Genomic DNA, 19,975 nt, shown 5'->3' with positions numbered 1-19,975 from the left:
ACAACTGTTTAAACGTCACAGATCCTTGAAAACTGGACAACCGCAAAGCTAGAAGAAACGTTGCCAAGTATCGGCTCTATGAAAGCTAATACCACAGTGATGCTAGGTTAAGCATCTAGCTACTGTTTCTCTAAGCTTTGATGAGCTTCTCTAAGTAATTCAATCACCTGAGGATTGCGGGCGCGGGTGGCATAGTCGATGGGCGTATCCCCGTCAGCATCCTTAAAATTCTTGTCATTAAAAAGAAGCTCTTTAACTTCGTCATCAGCTAAAAGAACCTGTATTACTTCTGTATTTCCATAATGGGCAGCATGATGGAGCAAAGAGGCTCCGTATTTATCTTTAATATTCTCCTCACTTAGGAAAATTGTTCGCGCTTGGGGATGTTGGAGCAAGGCTTGGACAACCTGAGCATGGCCTGCTTGGATAGCACTTTCTAAAGGTGTCCTGCTTTGCCATTCCCGAATGTTTTCGGGATCTAAGAAGAGACGGCAAACTTCAACATCTTCAAGCAGTAGCTTTACTATAGCTGCATGTCCTTTCTCCGCTGCCCAATGCAGAGGCGTTTTTGCCATATCTGTTTTAATGTTCTCTGGACTAAGGAGAATTTTTCTAACCTCTTCGATGTTAAGCAATAATTTTATAGCTTCATCTGCTCCAACTTCTGCGGCTATATGGAGAGATGTTTTCCCATACTCTTTAAGATTTTGCTGATTGAAGAGAATTTCCCTTGCTGCTCTATGCTTCAAAAAAGCCGTCAGGAGCTTAGGGTTCTTTAAGACAGAACTCATATGGAGTGGATTGTCTCTTCCTTCGGAAGGGTTGACGTGCACTAATAACGCCTCTCCTGCGCGGTGAAGCAACCCTTTTACAAGCTTAGCTAATCCCTTAGTACAAGCCACAGTTAAAAGTGTTTCACCCCGCCTATTTTTAATGCTGGCAATTTCCTCAGCGGTCTTATTTTCTAAGCTTGAGAGGATTAAGTCTTGAGAGAAATAGTTCATATAATTGAAGAGGTTATTGGGATTAGCATTTAATTCTTGCAGAGTTTTCTCATACAGGTCTTTAAGGCGCGGATAGCTTTCATGCGTAAACACATCGTCACCAAAAGAGGCTTTGTGGCGATCAATAAAAACGACAAGCGCTTGATTGTTAGCCGCGTCATCCGGGACCTCATTCAGCCATTTACGAGCGACCTGCTGAAAAAGTGGATGCGCAGGACTAAGAGTAAATCCGAGATCCAGTGCCTTCAATTTTTGATCCAAACCTTGCAAAGAGGAAGTGTAGAAAATCTCCAACAGAAAAGGTTGCATCTCAGTTTTTAGAGCTAGATCTTTGAGTATCTTTTTTACCTGTGGCCGATTTAGGTAAAAATTTAATAATTGACCAAGAAGAGATGGGTTTGTTTCTTTATACTGCGTTATAAGCTGCTGGAGCGGTTCTAAGGAATTACGGCGCCAATCCTTATTAAGAGAAGACTTTTCGATGCTATTAAATTCGAAATGCTGGGGTAGAAACTGCCAGATATACTGATCCCTATGGTTAATCTGAAGGGTTAAATCAGCAATATTTTCAATAGATTCGCGTTGATACTTAACATGCCATGAAAAGTAAACCTCGTCTCGCCGCGACAATTTATTCAGTATATAGCTCATCATATCAGCGCGGTTTTTTCTGGCTTCTTTGGGCGGGTGAGCGATCATAGCTGTTAACTGATCATCATTAAGAAGCTTTGCAAGCACCACAAAGATATTATCGATGCCGGGCCTAAGATTACAACGCCCACCTGCGTCAGCATACCGGACTTTTAAAGTATCTTCCGCCTCATTTAAGCTTGAGACCACATCCGCCCAGGCTGAGCGATCAATTGCATGACCAATAATATCCGTATAATGGAGCTGGCTATAAGCGTGAAACGCGTGCGGATTGCCTTCATAAAATTGAACAAGCTTTGAAGAGGCATGCGGAAATACGGCCTTTAAATGATCAATTCTAAAACTCTGCGTCTTTGGATCGGCGAGCATAATATTCAGAAAATTCCTGAGCGCTGCTTCACCACAATCTGAAAAAGTTGCTTTCACAACTGTCCCGGTTACAGGATCCAGGTATGTATGGTTGGCCTGCCCCGTGCCCAACATTTTAGGATAAGGATTCTCGTATTTATCGTAAGCAAGCGTCGTAAAGATAAGGTTTTCCGGATTGTGCGCAAGAGCGAGAAAACCTTCTAGCTGAACAGTATTATTGTGGACAGCAGAGTGTTTCCATTGCGTATACCATGCTTGAGAGTATTCCTCTGTTTTGAAAGGAGACGGCACTAAATGCCGGCCCAAAGCTTGTAACAGCGGCTCTAAATCTGCTGCGGTTGCAGACTTCTTGCAGACAAAGGCGAGTAAGGCAGATTCAATAATATGGTGAGGATAGTCCTGCGCTTCTTGCAGCGAGCCCGCAAAAATTGCTGCATAGGAATCCGCCAAAGCCTCTAAATTATCAAATTGACTGGCCCATAACTTCTTTAGTTCATTGCGTTTATGGGAGTTGAGAAAACTTTGTGATGAGTTTTTACTCTGTGACGAAAGTATCCAGGCTCTAAAGAGCCTTTTCAAACTGTTGTAAGCCTCGTCCTGACTTGTTTTATCTTGCTTGAGCTGAGTATACAATTCTAACAGCTCCCCTATTTTAGTCAAAGGAAGAGCATTAAAGAAGTCATGCTTACGGGTGGGCAACACTAAACGGCCGCCTGCGGCACTTGGGAACAATTGTTGGATAACTGCAGTGGTGGCGTCTTGAGGACAGTCCCGATCAGTCGACGGTTCAATGCCAGCAGGCGGATTTGTGATCTGATAATGGCATAAATAGCTCTGATTATAAGGCCCATATTTTCCCTGGAAGCGAATATTATCAATCAGGGTGGAACGCAGCGCTAACAAGCCATTGACCGGGGAAAGATGCTGAGAGCCAGGTGAGAATCTGTTATAAAGGTCGCCGATCTGGGCCTCATCTATTTGTTGGCAGGAACCTGCTAGAGCTCCCATAAAATAAAGGCTTAATGTTCTCAATTTTTGTCGCATTGTTTACATCCACTTATGCATGATAGGTTGGGATTAATTCTTGCTGTTTTCACAGTAGAGTTAATTAGTGAGCGGCCTCTACTTTAGAAAAGAGCGGATATTACACTAAAACCTTAGCTGTCATCAAAGTCATGCTATTAAGACTTAAGGCCCCTAAAGAGTTAAGTTTAAGCATAATTATCAGCCTTTCATAATCCTTAAGATATAAATTGGTATCTTTCCAGGAAAATCAAGATTTAATTTCTCTGCGATGAGAACGGGGTTAAAAAGCGTAAAAAAATATTAATTTTTGTGTAGCTCCTTTTCGAGGATACATTTTATTTTAGTTCTGTTAGAAAATCTGATTAAGTTATACTTAGTCAAAGGTAAAAGTTAATCCCCTAAAAAGAAGAGCGCCAATGAAAGAACCAAGAACAATTGCCTGTGTACTCCACATTTCCCATCAAAAGACGAATGAGTATGATCTGACAGCAGCCTTTGAAGAAGCTGTGGGCTTGGCGGCAGCTATTGATCTGGATATTGTGTATACTCAACTGATTCAGCTCAAGAAAGTTACTCCTGCCACAATGATTGGCCAAGGCAACGTCGAAGCTTTAAAGGAAGTTATTTCTGAGCATCAAATAGAATTAGTGGTTTTTGATGGTCCGCTTACCCCCGTCCAACAACGGAACCTAGAAAAAGCTTGGAATTGTAAGGTAATTGATCGCACCAGCCTTATTCTCGAAATCTTTGGTGAACGGGCGCGCACGGCTGAAGGGCGTCTCCAAGTGGAATTAGCCGCCCTAACTTATCAACGCAGCCGCCTTGTCCGTAGCTGGACTCACTTAGAGCGCCAACGCGGAGGCTTTGGCTTTACTGGGGGCCCCGGAGAGACGCAGCTTGAATTAGACCGCCGCATGATTGATGAGCGCATTATTCGCATCAAAACTGAGCTGGAAAAAACTAAACGCACGCGCAGTTTACATCGCTCAGCCCGTGCTGATATTCCTTATCCCGTGGTTGCCTTAGTCGGTTACACCAATGCCGGTAAATCAACGCTGTTCAACAAGCTGACCCACGCCCAAGTACTTGCCAAAGACATGCTCTTTGCCACCCTAGATCCGACGATGCGACAAATCAAGCTCCCCAGCGGCCGCACCATTATTTTGTCTGACACCGTAGGATTCATTTCTCATCTTCCTACCCAACTGATTGCTGCTTTCCGCGCCACCCTTGAGGAAGTCTGTGCTGCTGATTTAATCTTACATGTTCAGGACTGTTCGCATCCGGATAGCACTTACCAAGCCCAAGAAGTCAATAAAGTCCTCACAGAACTCGGATTGGAAAAGGAATTAGAGGATGGGACGGTGGTGAATGTCCTCAATAAAATTGACTTATTGGCGCCTTCCCACCTAAACCTGCTGCAAGAGCGAAGCAAGAAGACTGAACTCTTAGTCTCCGCTGCTACTGGCGCAGGTCTCGATACACTTTTAAAAGTGATTGACCGACAACTAAATCGTCATACCCAGCTCCTTGAGTTTGAGCTACCGTTGCAGGCGGGCGAAGCCCTCGCCTGGCTCTACCGACAGGGCGCTATAATTGGACGCGAAGATAGTGAGGCCTCAATTCACCTCAAGCTCCAAATTAGCCCTCAAGCTCTTGAGAAGTTTAAGGCTAGATTTAATCCGAGTCTTCTTCCTTAATTATATAAGGCTTAGCTTAGATTAGCTTATACTTATTATTGCTATCTTCAGGGATTAGCCTATATAGTATGGAATTAGCGTCCGTTAAGACAGTGATCATTTTAAAATGAAAAATTTAACAAATTTACTTGAAAACAATAAACGCTGGGCAGAGAAAATGACCCGAGATAATCCCACCTTTTTTGAGGAACTATCTCACCGTCAAACCCCAGAATACCTGTGGATTGGTTGCTCAGATAGTCGAGTACCCGCCAATCAAATTGTTGACCTGCCCCCTGGCGATGTCTTCGTCCATCGTAATGTCGCCAATGTTATTGTCCATTCCGATTTAAATTGCTTATCGGTTATCCAATATGCAGTTGATGTCTTGAAGGTTAAGCATATTATTGTGTGTGGCCATTACGGCTGTGGTGGCATCTTAGGAGCCCTTACCAACCAAAAAATGGGGCTAATTGATAATTGGCTACGCCATGTTCAAGACATTCGTCAGAAATTTAAAGATGCCTTTGAGACATTTACTGCTGAACAGCGTTGGGATATTTTATGCGAGTTAAATGTACTTGAACAGGTCGCTAATGTGGCCCATACCACGGTCGTCCAGGATGCCTGGAATAGGAAGCAAGACTTAACCATTCACGGATGGATCTATAAATTGCATGATGGTATTGTTCGTGATTTAGACATCTCTCTTAATAATATTGCCGACCTTCAGGCGTTATATGATTCAGCAATTACCACTGTCTTTCTTAAATATCAGAAATAGATTATAGGATGGCACCCCCTGGCGTCTAAGAAAGCTACCTTACTTTACCTTCGACCCTGCTTCTATGGAGGGAAGATCATTCTAAGGATAAAAGTATGGAAGATCAAGAAGGACGCGGTAAAGAGAGGTTATAAAGGGTAAAGCGCATAGGTTAGGCTTTACCCTTATATCCTACTTCGTTTTCTTCATAATGAAGATCGTAAGGCAAGGCTGAGACATACAATTTTCTAATTGTACCTGATTCATATGCTTATTCCTATTTTACTGACAACTATGTGTTAACTTTTAAGGTTTCCCCTCATTAATATCTTATGTTATTAACTGTTATCTGAGGGAAAAGTCAAGACAACTGGGCTGTTCAACAGAGGTATTCCCAAGGAAAACCGCATCATTTTACTTACTAAGTATTTGGATTTTTTGTGTTTTTTTCAAAGTTAATTTTTTATAAAATTTAACCTAAAAAACCCACTAATAGCTTCATTAACATTATTTATCCTAAATGGTTACACCGTCACTTAATGTAGTAAGTCCTTGAGAAGCTGGTTCATAAGAATTAATAGAATAAAACGAAAAAATTACATGATTATCAAGCAAAGAGATTACAGTCGTAAAATATATAATATTTTTTACTTAGCGTTTAATTAAAGATCGCGATTAATAATGTTTCTGTTTTTACTATCAAGAAAGATTCACAAGCAATGAGAAACATAAAAAGAAGTTTTTTTCCCGCCAGTTTATTGGCTACCCTCCTCGGCCTCCCCCTAACACCTCAGGACGTTCAAGCATCACAATTTGCTTCTGCAATTTTTAGTTTTGACAACCAAGCTGAGGCCACAGGCTTGCATGTTAAGTTGTCGGGTTCATTCAACAGTGGTAGCTGGATAGTAAGAGAGATTAACAGTGAAGATATCCCTTTCCACCAAGAATTATTCGACAATGAAACAGTTATGAAAGGATTTGCGGATGGACAAAGACGTGATGTAAATCTTACTAAATCCAGATGTGAGGATTCAATTAATAATCGTTTTGGCAAAGGCCATCCCCATGGCTTAATGATGGTCCTTGTCAATGGTGAACAGCGCGCTATGCATATGGTTGCTGGTGGGGGCGACCGTCCCGGGACATCAGAGATTGCTTATGCAAGCCTACCTGAGTTCTGGGGACAGGCATTAGGAAAATCCTTGGTCACAGCCATTATTAATGAGTGGGCCCCTGAAGTTAGACGCCTTGGGCTGGGCCAAGAGTTAAATGGAGATGCAGATGCTAATATCCGTCAGGCGTTTCAGTGTTTTGGCGGCAAAGAGCTGGAGCAGCTTGATGCAACTGCAAGCCCATCCAATGTTGCCTCTTGGAAAATTTTGACCGGCCTGGGATTTGAGGCCGCCCAATGCAACGTTCCAAACCCAGAAGAAATTATTGCCGACTATGACCACAAGGATTTTGGAGGCTCCTTGAAGCAGAATTACGAGGCCTTAGAGACCGAACTACTCACTTTATTCAACAATGGAGAAGAGTCCTCACAGCAGCTTAAAGCGAGACAGCGGTATGTTATGATTGACCTTGACGGAAAGAAACGCGTCTTCAGCAAGCATGTAAGGTGGGACCGGATTAAATTCCACTTTGAGAAGAAGCTCTCTTAAACACGTTTGTGATGGCTAGCTGATTATCTATAATCGGCTAGATAAAAAGCTAGCCCCCTTACTTAATTCTCATTTATCAATTAACATCTACGATCACTTTCACCTGAATGCTCTTTGCCGACAATTTTAACCCGGTTTAAACTACCCTAAGCGTCTAACCTTAGGCTTCCTGGAAAGTAAAGATTTACTTCATTTAAAGCTTAATCATAAAACTGCTCCCTCTTCATACGCGTCACTTTCTATCCCATCTTACTCGGCGTTAGATTTTAGTTACCCTAAATTTATATTGCAATGAGTCTTTCTTTTCAGAGGATTAAATGGTAGGTTGATAACCATTGATGCAATAAAAAAAACTTGCTAAATTTTTTCTATCATTATTTATTATATCTAACGACTGAAGGAATCATAGAAGTTTTAGGAAAATGTAATGCCTATCTTTGAGCTTAACATGAGTGCTGACACCCAAGCGAAGCAAGTCATAATCAATGCTCAAAAAAGTAGCGCGTTATGGAAAGCCAGAAAAAATGACAGAGATTTTAAGATGAGCCTTAGCGGCCACCAACGCTCAAAGTGGCCCACCCTACGACCCAACCGCAAGTGTAGCTCTGCTATTTTTCCAAACTTTATGACAAGTTATCCTATCTGGCGTGATCTATTTAGATATTCAGAATTTTTAAGGCCGACTGTGAAGCACTCTCTCTGCTCTAATTCAACTGCAGCAAGAGGAAAGCAATTGCAAATGCATAAACGCCTATACGATTTATGTTTTCGGCCCACCAGCCCGACAATTTTCTGTGGGGTTTTTTATGCAACAAATGTAATTGTTTAACAGACAGGAGTTTTAGAATGGCTTCTTTTTCAAATATTATCCCTCTGACTACCTCTAAGCCAAAGTCGGCTCAAGAAGACACTATTTATAGAGAATCAATTCTTCGCCATCTTTCCAAAAGGTTTAATGGGGGGATTATTAATGTGGATGCCCATGGATTCATCAACGCAATTAGTGACGAATTTCTAGAGTTAGTCGGGCAGTACAGAGCCGACCTTATTGGCAAGAACATTGCAGACTTTATCGGTAAAAATAAATTTGAGATGACCTTTATGACTCGGATTAATTCCCTTATCGAAGGCAAGTTGAAACGCTTAGAATTCGGCTGTGTATGGGCGACCGATTCGCATAAGGCTAACCTGTATATTGAATTATATCCTCCTGTAGATCACAATGGAATTATAGAAGGCTTTGTTCAAAAGACTTACGCTACTCAAATTAGTTTCCCTCGACAAGAGATCATTGAGCAAATAATTCAACACATGAGTGCTGTCGTGTGGCTTAGCCCTATTACAGCTGGTGAACTGTATTATGTCAGCCCCAGTTTTAAAGAGTATTACGGCATTACCCCTGAAGATTATGTAAAAGATCCCTCTTTATTTCTCAATAGGATTCATCCCGATGATCTCGAAAATTTAATGAAATGTTATGATCCGGAGGCAAGTCCTTCGGTAAGGCAGGGTTATTTCCGTTACAAACTCGAGAATGGCTCATGGCGCCACACCAGCTTTTATCGCTTCCCCATCTATAATGGCAAAGGCGACATTGTGAAATTTGCCGGCATAGCTGTGGATAGTAGTCCCCTTTATGAGGCCCAAGAACAAGCCCGACTTCAGCAAGATGAGCTCCTTAAAGTTAACCAAGAGCTAAAGAAGACGAATGAAATGCTGGAAGAGTTTACCACATTTGCCTGCCATGATCTTGCTCAACCCCTTAGGGCTTTCAAAATTTACACAGAGATTCTAGAAAATAATTATCTGCAGGATATTGATGAAGAAGGTAATTTGATGCTTTCTTCCATTAAAGCGGCCATGGAACGCATGGAAGATTTAATCAAAGGCATTGGTACGCTTGCGCAGATGGGAACCAAGCCCTTAAAGGCTCCGTCTCAAAGCCTAAATATTACTAATCTTATAGAGAAGACTCTGGTCCCCCTTTATTCGTCGCCTATTAATCCCACCTGCCAAATTGAGAAAGGGAAACTGCATCCCATCAGAATCAGAGAACAGCATATGGCCGTAATTCTTGAAAATCTTATCACCAATAGTGTCAAGTATACTGAAAAATTTCCCCACATTAGAATTCGCTCAAAACGATTCAGTGGTGCCACAGTTTATGCAGTCTCTGATAACGGTATTGGCATTCCTCAGGAAGCTGAAGATTACATCTTTAAACTCGGGAAACGCTTAAGGACAAAGCCGGAAAAAACTGGGTCAGGAATTGGCTTATCGGCCTGCCAGAAGATCATGTCCTTGTACGGGGGCAAGATATGGTTTCATTCCAAGCCCGGCGAAGGGTCGACTTTTTATCTTCTGTTCCCAGAAAATAATGTTAAGGAAGCCACGCAACCATAATTAAGAGACCGCCGACCAATTAAGAATATTTACAGATAACCTCAAGACGACTACAGTTGGGCCAAGGGCCCGCCAGATTATTACCATGACCTCATCCCCTTTTAAAAGAGGATCAATTAAGTAGCTATTATAGGGAAGGGTTTAGCCGTGTCTATCTGCTGAGCGCCCTAGCATTTGACTGTATTAGCATGGAACGGACCGCGATGACGACTAATCTGACCCAAGAAAAAGGCCTCTTTGATATAATTGGAGATATCCATGGATGCTTTGATGAATTATATCAACTTCTTAGCAAGTTAGGCTATGGTCTCCATAACGATGGCAACCACTATCTGGTAACCCATCCTCAGCAGCGCAAAGTTATCTTTGTCGGAGACTTAGTGGATCGCGGCCCCAAAACCCCAGAAGTTCTGCGTCTGGTTATGGATATGGTCGAAACAGGCATCGCTATATGCGTCAACGGCAATCATGATGACAAGCTTAAACGCTATCTCCAGGGTCACAATGTTAAAGTAGCCCATGGCTTGGAGGAATCGATCACACAATTATCGTGCGAATCGGCTGCTTTTAAAGAGAGAGTGCTTAACTTCCTGGCCCACCTCCCCAGTCATTGTGTTGTGGATGGCGGCAAGCTTGCCATCGTTCATGCCGCTTTGAAAGAAGCTTATATGGGCCGCGAGTCCGCCTCTATCCGGGCGTTTTGTATGTATGGTCCGACCACAGGAGAGATCGATCATTACGGTCTGCCGGTGCGTTATCCGTGGGCCCAGGATTATCAAGGCAACACCTTGATCGTTTATGGTCATACACCCATTCCTGACCCGCAATGGATAAATAATACCATTAATATTGATACCGGTTGTGTATTTGGCGGCAAACTTACGGCGCTGCGTTATCCCGAAAAAGAGCTCATTTCAGAAAAGGCAGCACAGATATATTGTGTCCCCACTAAGCCGATTGAGGCTTAAAATAATAGGCTAAAGCAGGCTTTAAGACCGAGACATTAGCTGCCCGTTTACCTTCAAGAAACCATATTCCTCAAGACTGTTAAAGAGATATACAGTCTTAACTTTTGTAAAATTTTACTAAATTATTTCCATTAATTCTATTATTAAACAAGACTAGCCAGTAGTTCTATTATAGATCAGGAGAATGCAATGCCTTATCTTGTAACTCTTATTACCTTAACTTTCTTTGCAACTTGGCCAACAATAAATCTCTCTGCCATGGAAGGGGCGCCCTCCGAAGCAAGCTTCGGGGAGCAACGAGTAATTCAGCAAACCTTGCAAGAAAGCCCTTGTGAGATTGATATTTTGCCCGACGAAATCGTGATGCATATATTTTCTTTTCTTAATCTAAAGGACATTTTTTCACCGACTCTCACCTGTCATAAATGGAAACAATTAATGCAGGATAATAATCTGTGGAGAGAGTATGCCCGAAGAGCTCAACTTTTAATACTGCCAGGACTTGCTGGCGACAAAAATTATAAGGAATTAGTGAGAGCAAATTGTATTCCTGCCTTTGCCATATTGGGCTCTTTAAATAAAGGAAATGATGCTGGAGTATTTGCAACAAACTTTGATGGATCGGTCATTGTCGGGACAGCATGTGATAAAGATAAATCGAAAAATACAAAAGCCTTCCGGTGGACAGCTCAGGAAGGCATAACATTTCTAGGGGAAAGCTCTAATCAGGCTTGTGCCACCAATTTTGATGGAACCGTTATCATCGGCAGCAACATAGTTAATGAGGCTAGCCGATTGGTTAAAAGTTCTTTCCGCTGGGCAGCGAACGAGGGTATGGTTACCTTAAGAACCGCAAAGGGCACCCTACCTAGCTACACCTTTGCTAAGGGCACAAATTTCGATGGCTCTGTCATTGTCGGTGAAGCAGAAGGCACTGCTTTCCGTTGGACCGCTCAAGAAGGCATACTTTTCTTAGGTACATTAAATGGCGGTAATTATAGCAATGCTCAGGCAACAAATTATGATGGGTCTATTATTGTAGGTGAAGCCGTAGAGAACAGACAGAAAAGAGCCTTCCGCTGGACGGAGCAAGACGGCATGGTCTCCCTTGGAACCTTAAATGGCGGAAATTTTAGCTATGCTCATACGACAAATTATGATGGGTCTATCGTTATTGGCTGTGCCAGTGATGGAAAACAACAGAATGAGTTAAGAGCTATTCGCTGGACAGCCAAAGAGGGCATGGTCTCACTCGGTACCTTAAATGGAATGCCTAAAAGCCAAGCTATCGCAACAAACGTTGATGGCTCAGTAATAGTGGGAGAAGCAGGAAAGGGACCAAATTTAAATCAATCTCAAGCCTTTCGCTGGACGCCGGGAAAAGGTATGGAATCTATTCAGGAATTACTCAGTGACCAAGATCTTTTACCGCCCAACTGTAAATTGATTTGGGCAGGGGCCATCACACCGCTGGGTACAACTGTGGTGGGAGACGCCATATTTGATGACAGCGATCCTAATGCTGAAACTTTCATTTGGCGAGCTGTTCTTCCCAGAGATAACTTATTTAACCGTGGCTACTAGCCCGTTTGATATAAGGAGGCTGAAGGGAGTCTCCTTATAAAAGCTATTTCGCGATACTGCCTTTTTTCCTGAGGCGAAGCTCATCTTCGATATTCCCATTCAACACACTAGCGGGTCCTTCTGTCATCTTGGAAGCTGAACGGATGAGCTAATTCTGGGGTTGAGTCGAATCATACTCACGCCCGCTGCCATAAGCGACAATAATCCGGCCGCATATAAAACCTTTTGTGTGGGATGGGGCAACATTAAACTAAAAGTGAACGAGACCATGGTTGCGCCCATGGTTTGGCCGATTAATCGGGCTGTACTCTGCATCCCGCCTGCCGCGCTGCTACGATGCAGAGGAGCAGAACTCAAAATAGCACGATTGTTGGGCGCTTGGAAAATTCCGAATCCGCCACCACATATGGCCATACGCCACATAATTTCGAAACTTGTAGCCTCGGCGGTAAGGGCAGAAAGAAGAAACAATCCTGCCGAAAAAAGGGTTAGACCGATGGCCCCTAAAATTCCCACTGGAAAACGATCGGAAAGCAGGCCTGCTACTGGTGCTGTCAAAGCTGCTGCAATCGGCCAGGGGGTAATCAACAGCCCCGTCTCAATTGCGCTGCGATTTAAGACAGTTTGGATAAAAAACGGCAAGCTGGTATAGGCCGCCATCTGCCCGATAAAGGAACAAATAGAAGCAGCAATGGAGGCCGCAAAAATCGGTATCCTAAACAGGTCCACCGGAAAAAGCGGCGAGCTGACCTTGAGCTCTCGTCGCACTAGAATGTACCCTAGGCCACCGGCACACAATAGTCCTGCCAGCATTGACAGCAAATTGAGCTCATAGCCCATCCCGTCAATGCTAATGATAAGAATAGCAATCGTAACAGCATATAAAAGAGAATTGGCGCCATCAAAATCAGTGCGCGTGGCGGAATCGGGAATGTGTTGGCTGGCCATCCATAAGGCCGCTAAACCGAAAGGCACATTGAGGGCAAATAACCATTGCCACGGGCCAAGCGACAGCACCAGGGAAGCAATGGTGGGCCCCAAAGCGGCCGACACGGACACACTAAAAGCTATTAACCCTAAGCCGCGCCCCAGATCCTTCTTAGTATAAATAAGATAAACAATAGCGGCATTCATACTTAGAACACCGGCCGCTCCGATCCCTTGCAGAACCCGCGATAAGGTGAGCATAATAAGACTCGTCGATAATGAGCACGCCAGCGAGGCAACCGAGAAAATAACCAACCCTAGACAATAAATTTTACGATAGCCAACCTTATTCCCGAGAGAGGACAACGGTAACAAGCAAATGCTTAACGTTAGCTGGTAAGCATTAATAACCCATATGGAGGCCTTAGCACTGGCCTGCAAATCTTGAGCAATGGTCGGCAAAACTACATTGACAATGGTACTATCGAGAACCGATAAACAGACAGCCATAATGATACTGAGCATTGCCCAACGCCTTTGCAGCAGCGGTAATCCCTCGGTCATTGTCACTAACATCCATGCAATTAAGCCTGCCCCTAGAGTACCCTCATAGGTATTAAAAAGTTATGAAGAGAGGCAGCTAAAACCATGCGGCTTCGCTTCCCTCATCAGCATTTACGGCTCAACGATATTAACTTTAAGGTCTTTCCACCGTGTCCTTTTTCACTAATGATTAAATCTCAAGGAGGACCTCATGATACTATTAAAATAAAATTAACGCTAAGCCTACTATGGGCTTCAGCCAACCAAGCAGCCTATACTATGGAGCCACCAATCTCTGCCTTACAAGAGCGAGAAAGAGAAGCTGCTACTTACGAGGAAGCAAGGTATTTAGACTTCGAGCACCACTTACAAGCGCTCGACTTACCCTTAGAACAGTTATCCTTTGAATTTGGAAATTTTGTAGAGTTGGCCTCAGTAGCCATCATGCAGCAAATAAAAACTAATAATAGTTACCATCCTCTAATGACTGATACGCCGGATTATAGAATTCATTTTAATAATTATTATAAAACCAATATAAGTAAGTTAGACCATATTACCTCACGCTACTACCCTGGTCCATTAAATCTTGTACAATATTTAGAACTGGACAAGGCCCATCTATCTTCTTCACAAGCTCTAGAAAATGCAATAATCGCCCTTGAAAAAGGTAAAAATATCCTTAAAAGATTGATCGAAAACAGAATCCGTACCAATCAATTTTTTACTAATTTAAGCTTACCTTTAATTCGTTGCTTAAAGGATGCTAAAAACTATAAAATCCGCTGCCTAGAGCATATGGAAGCTTTAGCATTCGAAGCTAAAGATGAGACGATGCAATTGAATGACCGAGTTATACTGGATTACAATTTTAATAAATTGAAGGAATTATTTGAGCAGGTTCCGACTCAATACGCTTACGACGGTGATCTTAGTCTTTATGCTTTGGGGCTAATTGCAAGCGATCTCTTAGATTTTAAACACGCAGAGATATTTTTAAAACTTAGCCAGGCTGCAAAGTTGACTATAAAGCAAATATTTATTGACGGAAAATGTAGGGAGTTACGTGCCTTGGAGCGGCTGAAAATAGCTACTTTGACTTCACGTTTACAAGTGATCCTTTATCAAAAAGATCTTATTGATAAAATGATGCGTCTCGCGGCTCGGGCTACTATTGCGATGCGTGGACGGGAGACTTTCGATTATGAGTATTATATGTGTTATATAAATCCACTTAATCATAAATATCAAACTTTGCTCTGCTCATTAGATGAGGCGGGAGATCTTTTTAATCCAGCTCAGGATGGTATCAGAGCTATAGGTTTATCATCAACTTTTCTTGACCCTAAAAATAGCTCCAAAGCGACTTTTAAACTTCTAGTGGCAGCACGGGCTAATCGTTGGCAAACAATCAAACAATTGCGAGAGTTAGAAGCAGATTCTTGATAACTCTAGAAAGCTTGGCCAGGCGCCGTGATAAAGAGAGCGATGACGCCTCCTTTATTTAGCCCCCGACATCCCAGCGTTTGGCGATTTGCCGGCGCAACCACACCACCGGTGTCAGATTCATCAGGCTCAGGGATGAGGTTTTCTTGGCAGCGTTATCCCGGTTAGCCAGAGGCTCAACACCATAAATTGAGTACCAATTCCTGGCTGAGGAGCTTTTTTCGTCTTTACGCTGAAACAAGAGGAAATAATTATCAATGTTTTCATCCTTGACGATCTTGATGCCCTCAGGATTTTTATAGGCAATTAGGCTCAAAATAGACTGATCGAAACGATGCCATTTAAACTCAGGGTAGTTGGGCATAAGATTATAAGATGTTGCATTCAGGGCTTTTTCTTGCTCACACGCCTGCAACCACTTCTTGATAAAGTCGCGGCTGCGCGAGGAATTCCTAATCACGATAATGGCGCTGCGCACTAGCGGCGCTTGACGACAGCCCTCCTCTTTGCAATCTAAAAGCTGGAAGCTGTCGCCCTTGACAAAGGCCCCGGCTTTATAATCTTGTTCTTGCAACAGCATTATATCATTATTGCCGAGGTTTTCAACAAAGCGGGGAATAGGTTGGCGGACCTTAAAGGCCGAATCCAGATAAAGAATGATTGAGCCATCTGGGGCACTCTCCAGAGTCCTTAAAATAATATAAGGTTTCCACAGCCACATGCCTGCTCCAATTTTTTCATTGAAAATGCTGCGGTTTTTTTCAAAGAAATCCTTATCCAGATGCGACTTGCGGTAATTTAAAATGAAATCAATTCCCTTATTCAGGGCATATTGAGCCACTGCATTTTGATTGCGAAAATATTGCTCTCCACCCGCGGCATAAGTAACCAAGAACACCGGCGGTCGGCCGGTCGGCTCAGGCGCTTCGAGATCCGGGGCACTATAACGATTGATCGGTTGAATAGATAGATCACCAACAAAACCTTGATAAGCATACTGACAGGTCAGCGAAATGGCTATAAGTGTGATGCCGTAAAAACAATATTTTAAAAATTTTGCCATTTTTTGTCTCAAAATAGAACTATCTAAGTTTATTATATCAGATCGCTTTGCTTTTACCAAAAGCGGTGTACATATTTAACCTCAAAAGTTATACTCAGAGCAAATAATGAGGACAAAGATTAACAATGATACGTGAAATTTTTCAAAAAGACCCTGAGATCGCCGCTGCAATTCAACAAGAACTTGAGCGTCAACAACATCAGATTGAGTTGATCGCCTCAGAAAACATTGTGTCAAAAGCGGTCTTAGAAGCACAAGGCAGCATTATGACCAATAAGTATGCTGAAGGGTATCCGGGGCGCCGTTATTATGGCGGCTGTGAATATGTCGACATTGCTGAAAACCTAGCCATAGAGCGGGTGAAGGAACTTTTTGGCTGTGGCTTTGCCAATGTTCAACCGCATTCAGGGGCGCAAGCTAATCAAGCAGTTTTTATGGCCCTGCTTCAGCCTGGTGATGCTTTCTTAGGATTGTCCATGGATGCCGGTGGCCATTTAACCCATGGAGCCTCCGTCAATCAATCGGGAAAATGGTTTAAACCTATTAGTTATGGGCTGGACGCTGAAACCCATTTAATTGATTACGATCACGTAGAACGTTTGGCCCAGGAGCATAAACCTAAGCTAATTATTACCGGCGGATCGGCTTATCCCCGGACCATTGATTTTGCCCGCTTTAGAGCGATCGCTGATGAGGTCGGGGCCTATTTAATGGTCGATATGGCACATTTTTCAGGCCTGGTGGCCGGCGGCGTCTATCCTAGCCCCTTGCCTCATGCGCATATAGTAACGTCGACGACCCATAAAACACTGCGGGGTCCGCGCGGTGGTATTATTCTTACCAATCATGAAGATATTGCCAAGAAGATTAATTCTGCAGTTTTCCCCGGCCTACAAGGCGGCCCATTAATGCATGTTATTGCCGCTAAAGCCATTGCTTTTAAAGAAGCGCTGCAGCCAGAGTTTAAAGTTTATGCTCAGCAAATTATCGCCAATGCTCAAGCTTTAGCCACCACCTTGCTAAGCCATGGCTTTAACCTTGTCTCAGGCGGCACTGACTCCCATTTAATGCTCGTCGATTTGCGTCAAAAGCAAGTCACAGGTAAGGATAGTTGCCAGGCTTTGGAAGACGTCAATATTACCTGTAACAAAAATGGCGTTCCTAATGATCCGCTTTCTCCCATGGTCACGTCCGGTATCCGCCTTGGTTCTCCTGCAGCGACCACGCGCGGATTTAAGGAGCCAGAGTTTATTCAGATCGGCCATTGGATTGCTGAGGTCCTTGAAGATCTTGCGGCTGGCAAGCAGCCGAACCCCCGCATTAAGCAGGCGGTTATTGAGATGTGTGCTGCCTATCCTATTTATTCTGATGTAAGGTATACTTAATGCGTTGTCCATTCTGCGGTCATACAGATACAGCTGTCAAAGACTCTCGCAATACAGATGATCAATCAGCCATCCGGCGGCGGCGGTTTTGTCAAGAATGCGGCAGCCGTTTTACCACCTTTGAACGCATTCAACTTCGCGACCTGGTGGTCATTAAAAAAGATGGCAACCGCGTTCCTTTTGACCGCGATAAACTCGCTAAATCAATTGTTATGGCTCTGCATAAGCGGGCGGTACCGGCTGAGCGCATCGAGCGGGTCATTTCCAGTATTGTGCGCCGTTTAGAAACCAGTGGAGATGCTGAGATTCCCACGGCGGCCATTGGCTCCATTGTTATGGAAGCCCTGGTGAATCTCGATGCCGTTGCTTACGTTAGGTTTGCAAGTATCTATCATGAATTTAACAACGTCTCCGATTTTATTGAATTTATCTCTAACATGAAAGAGGCGGCTCAAAACCGGCCGCTCCCGCAAGAAACACCATGACACAGCCCCCTCTTTACTCAGTGCGCGATATGACTCTCTCCTTTGGAGGCAAACCCTTATTTACAGGACTATCCTTACAGATTAATCCACGGGATCGCATTTGTCTGGTGGGACGTAATGGCTGCGGTAAGTCGACTCTGCTCAAGGTTATTGCCGGCCTCATTGAAACCGATGCCGGGGAGTATTTCACGCAACCGGGCACAGTTATAGCCTACCTGCCTCAAGATGAGCCGCTACCGGCCCACATGACAGTTATAGAGCATATTATGGTCCACACTGGCAAACCGCACTTTGAAGTAGAGGCAGTTCTAAGTGAGGTTGGCCTTAATCCTCACCAGTCAATGGCCAATATTTCCGGCGGTGAAAAGCGTCGCATCCTGATTGCTCGGGCCTTGGTGATGAATCCAGACATTCTGTTGTTGGATGAGCCCACCAACCATCTGGATATTCCTGCCATTGAATGGTTAGAAAGCACATTGAAATCTTTTCGCGGTGCTTTTGTGGTAATTAGCCATGATCGCAGTTTCTTAAAACGGGTTTCTAATGCCACCTGGTGGATTGATCGCGGCATATTGCTAAGCAATGATAAAGGCTATGAAGACTTTGATCGTTGGACGGAGGCGGTGCTTTTAGACGAGGAACGCAAACTGGCGAAACTGAATGCCAAGTTACGCTTAGAGGAAGATTGGGTGCACCGTGGGGTTACCGCGAGGCGTAAACGTAACCAAGGCCGCCTGCGTCAAGTGATGGCCATGCGCGAGGAAAAGCGCAGCCGCTTGCAAAATCGTCCTAAAGGGGCCAGTTTGGGGAATGTATCCGGTGAAATCTCCAGCAAGCTAGTCATCGAATGCCATAATTTAACCAAGTACTTTGGCGACAAATGTATTGTTAAAGGCTTCACCACCATTATCCAACGGGGCGATCGGATTGGCATTGTCGGGGCTAATGGGGCGGGCAAGACCACCTTATTAAAGCTGCTGCTTAAAGAGATTCCCGTGGATGAAGGACGCTGCCATATGGGCGCCAGTGTCGATCTCATCTATTTAGATCAGATGCGCGATACTTTAAATCCCCAGGAGACCTTATGGGAAAGCCTCTGCCCTGGCGGGGGCGATCATGTAATGATCCAGGGTAAACCTCGTCATGTCATGGGTTACTTAAAAGAATTCTTGTTTGATAGCAAACAAGCCCGCAGTCCTGTCTCCATTTTATCTGGTGGCGAGAAAAATCGCCTAGCCCTCGCCAAAGCCTTCACTCAGCCAGGAAATTTATTGGTTCTCGATGAGCCTACCAACGACTTGGACATGGATACGCTCGATTTGCTGGAAGAACTTCTTTGTGAATTTGAGGGAACGCTTATTATTGTCAGCCATGATCGCGACTTTCTTGATCGTTTAGCGACCTCAATTATTGCTGTGGAAGGCGATGGTGAAGTAATCGAATATGCGGGGGGTTATTCTGATTATCTGGCAAAGCGCAAACCAAAACTAGAATTGAACTCTCCTAAAGAAAAAGCTGAACCGACCGCTTCGAAACCGCGCTCCGAGAGAAAATTTAGCTATCATGAAAAGCGCGAATTTGAGCTGTTACCAACAAAGATTAAGGCGTTGGAGCAAGAAATCGAAATTATTGAGTCCAAGCTTGACAACCCTTTATTCTATCAGCAACACCCGCAAGAGTTCACAACCTTATCTGCCCGCTTAGAGCAAGCAAAGACGGAACTGGATGAGATGGAACTAAAATGGCTGGAGCTCAGCGAGAAGATTGAAGGCTGAATAGAGGAGTTCGAAAATTAACGGTGCCCCTACTGATGTCATAATGAAATTTGAATGCTCTTTTTATACCCCGAACGGGAAATAAGGCTGAAATTTTCAGCAGAGGCGAGAAGGAAAACTTAAACATTATGAGCTTTCCTTGTCGTTTAAATCGTCCTTACAGCGGTTAAAACTCTGCGCCAGTTTAAAGGGCATATCCCTTCTTTCCTGCTTTAGGAGATACTGCTTGTTTCCCTCCCTTTA

At 43.7% G+C, this 19,975-nt stretch carries 14 protein-coding genes; 11 read left to right on the top strand and 3 right to left on the bottom strand.

Translation table 11 applies throughout. The annotated features are described in order from the left end of the window. Positions 1-119: 119 nt before the first annotated feature. Complete coding sequence (locus HMO_RS0107400) at positions 120-3,068, bottom strand: ankyrin repeat domain-containing protein (RefSeq protein WP_010300788.1); 2,949 nt, start codon at positions 3,066-3,068, stop codon at positions 120-122. Between the two features lie 398 nt (positions 3,069-3,466). Here HMO_RS0107400 and hflX point away from each other — a divergent pair, with 398 nt between their 5' ends. From hflX to HMO_RS15575, 7 genes are all read left to right on the top strand, one after another. Next, positions 3,467-4,750 carry a GTPase HflX gene (gene hflX, locus HMO_RS0107395; RefSeq protein ID WP_010300785.1) on the top strand — a complete coding sequence of 428 codons (1,284 nt, stop codon included), beginning with the start codon at positions 3,467-3,469 and terminating at the stop codon, positions 4,748-4,750. 106 nt (positions 4,751-4,856) lie between these two features. Further along, positions 4,857-5,513, top strand: a complete 657-nt coding sequence (gene can, locus HMO_RS0107390; protein ID WP_010300782.1) for a carbonate dehydratase — start codon at positions 4,857-4,859, stop codon at positions 5,511-5,513. Between the two features lie 698 nt (positions 5,514-6,211). Beyond that, entirely contained in the window at positions 6,212-7,153 is a 942-nt protein-coding gene (locus HMO_RS0107385; RefSeq protein ID WP_010300779.1) for a GNAT family N-acetyltransferase, read from the top strand. Positions 7,154-7,580: 427 nt separating this feature from the next. Next, positions 7,581-7,982 carry a hypothetical protein gene (locus HMO_RS0107380; protein WP_010300776.1) on the top strand — a complete coding sequence of 134 codons (402 nt, stop codon included), beginning with the start codon at positions 7,581-7,583 and terminating at the stop codon, positions 7,980-7,982. Positions 7,983-7,999: 17 nt separating this feature from the next. Next, entirely contained in the window at positions 8,000-9,556 is a 1,557-nt protein-coding gene (locus HMO_RS0107375; protein ID WP_010300774.1) for a PAS domain-containing sensor histidine kinase, read from the top strand. Positions 9,557-9,759: 203 nt separating this feature from the next. Continuing rightward, positions 9,760-10,524, top strand: coding sequence for a metallophosphoesterase (locus HMO_RS0107370; protein ID WP_010300771.1), 765 nt, complete (start codon positions 9,760-9,762; stop codon positions 10,522-10,524). A gap of 189 nt (positions 10,525-10,713) precedes the next feature. Beyond that, complete coding sequence (locus HMO_RS15575) at positions 10,714-12,108, top strand: HAF repeat-containing protein (RefSeq protein WP_010300768.1); 1,395 nt, start codon at positions 10,714-10,716, stop codon at positions 12,106-12,108. A 123-nt stretch (positions 12,109-12,231) separates the two neighbouring features. On the opposite strand, the gene HMO_RS0107360 is transcribed toward HMO_RS15575, so the two are convergent. Continuing rightward, a complete protein-coding gene (locus HMO_RS0107360) occupies positions 12,232-13,599 on the bottom strand; it encodes an MFS transporter (RefSeq protein WP_217490996.1) in 1,368 nt (455 codons plus the stop codon). Positions 13,600-13,683: 84 nt separating this feature from the next. Between HMO_RS0107360 and HMO_RS0107355 the strand changes: the two genes are divergently transcribed. Next, a complete protein-coding gene (locus HMO_RS0107355) occupies positions 13,684-15,024 on the top strand; it encodes a hypothetical protein (RefSeq protein ID WP_010300762.1) in 1,341 nt (446 codons plus the stop codon). Positions 15,025-15,082: 58 nt separating this feature from the next. Here HMO_RS0107355 and HMO_RS0107350 read toward each other — a convergent pair whose 3' ends face one another. Beyond that, on the bottom strand, positions 15,083-16,087 hold the full coding sequence (locus HMO_RS0107350) for a hypothetical protein (RefSeq protein ID WP_010300759.1): 1,005 nt from the start codon (positions 16,085-16,087) through the stop codon (positions 15,083-15,085). Between the two features lie 125 nt (positions 16,088-16,212). Between HMO_RS0107350 and glyA the strand changes: the two genes are divergently transcribed. From glyA to HMO_RS0107335, 3 genes are read left to right on the top strand one after another with little or no spacing between them, the layout of a single operon-like run. Then, positions 16,213-17,472, top strand: coding sequence for a serine hydroxymethyltransferase (gene glyA / locus HMO_RS0107345; RefSeq protein ID WP_010300756.1), 1,260 nt, complete (start codon positions 16,213-16,215; stop codon positions 17,470-17,472). Then, the gene (gene nrdR / locus HMO_RS0107340; RefSeq protein WP_010300753.1) at positions 17,472-17,957 is read left to right on the top strand and encodes a transcriptional regulator NrdR; all 486 of its coding nucleotides are present in this window, start codon (positions 17,472-17,474) and stop codon (positions 17,955-17,957) included. The genes glyA and nrdR overlap by 1 nt, the downstream gene beginning before the upstream one ends. After that, on the top strand, positions 17,954-19,732 hold the full coding sequence (locus HMO_RS0107335; RefSeq protein WP_010300750.1) for an ABC-F family ATP-binding cassette domain-containing protein: 1,779 nt from the start codon (positions 17,954-17,956) through the stop codon (positions 19,730-19,732). Before nrdR ends, HMO_RS0107335 begins: the two co-directional genes overlap by 4 nt. The last annotated feature ends 243 nt before the right edge of the window (positions 19,733-19,975 follow it).

Origin of the sequence: Candidatus Odyssella thessalonicensis L13 (assembly GCF_000190415.1) — a bacterium.
Lineage (GTDB): Bacteria > Pseudomonadota > Alphaproteobacteria > Paracaedibacterales > Paracaedibacteraceae > Paracaedibacter > Paracaedibacter thessalonicensis.
The sequence above is the reverse complement of the archived record's forward strand: the minus strand, read 5'-3'. Positions and strand labels throughout refer to the sequence as shown.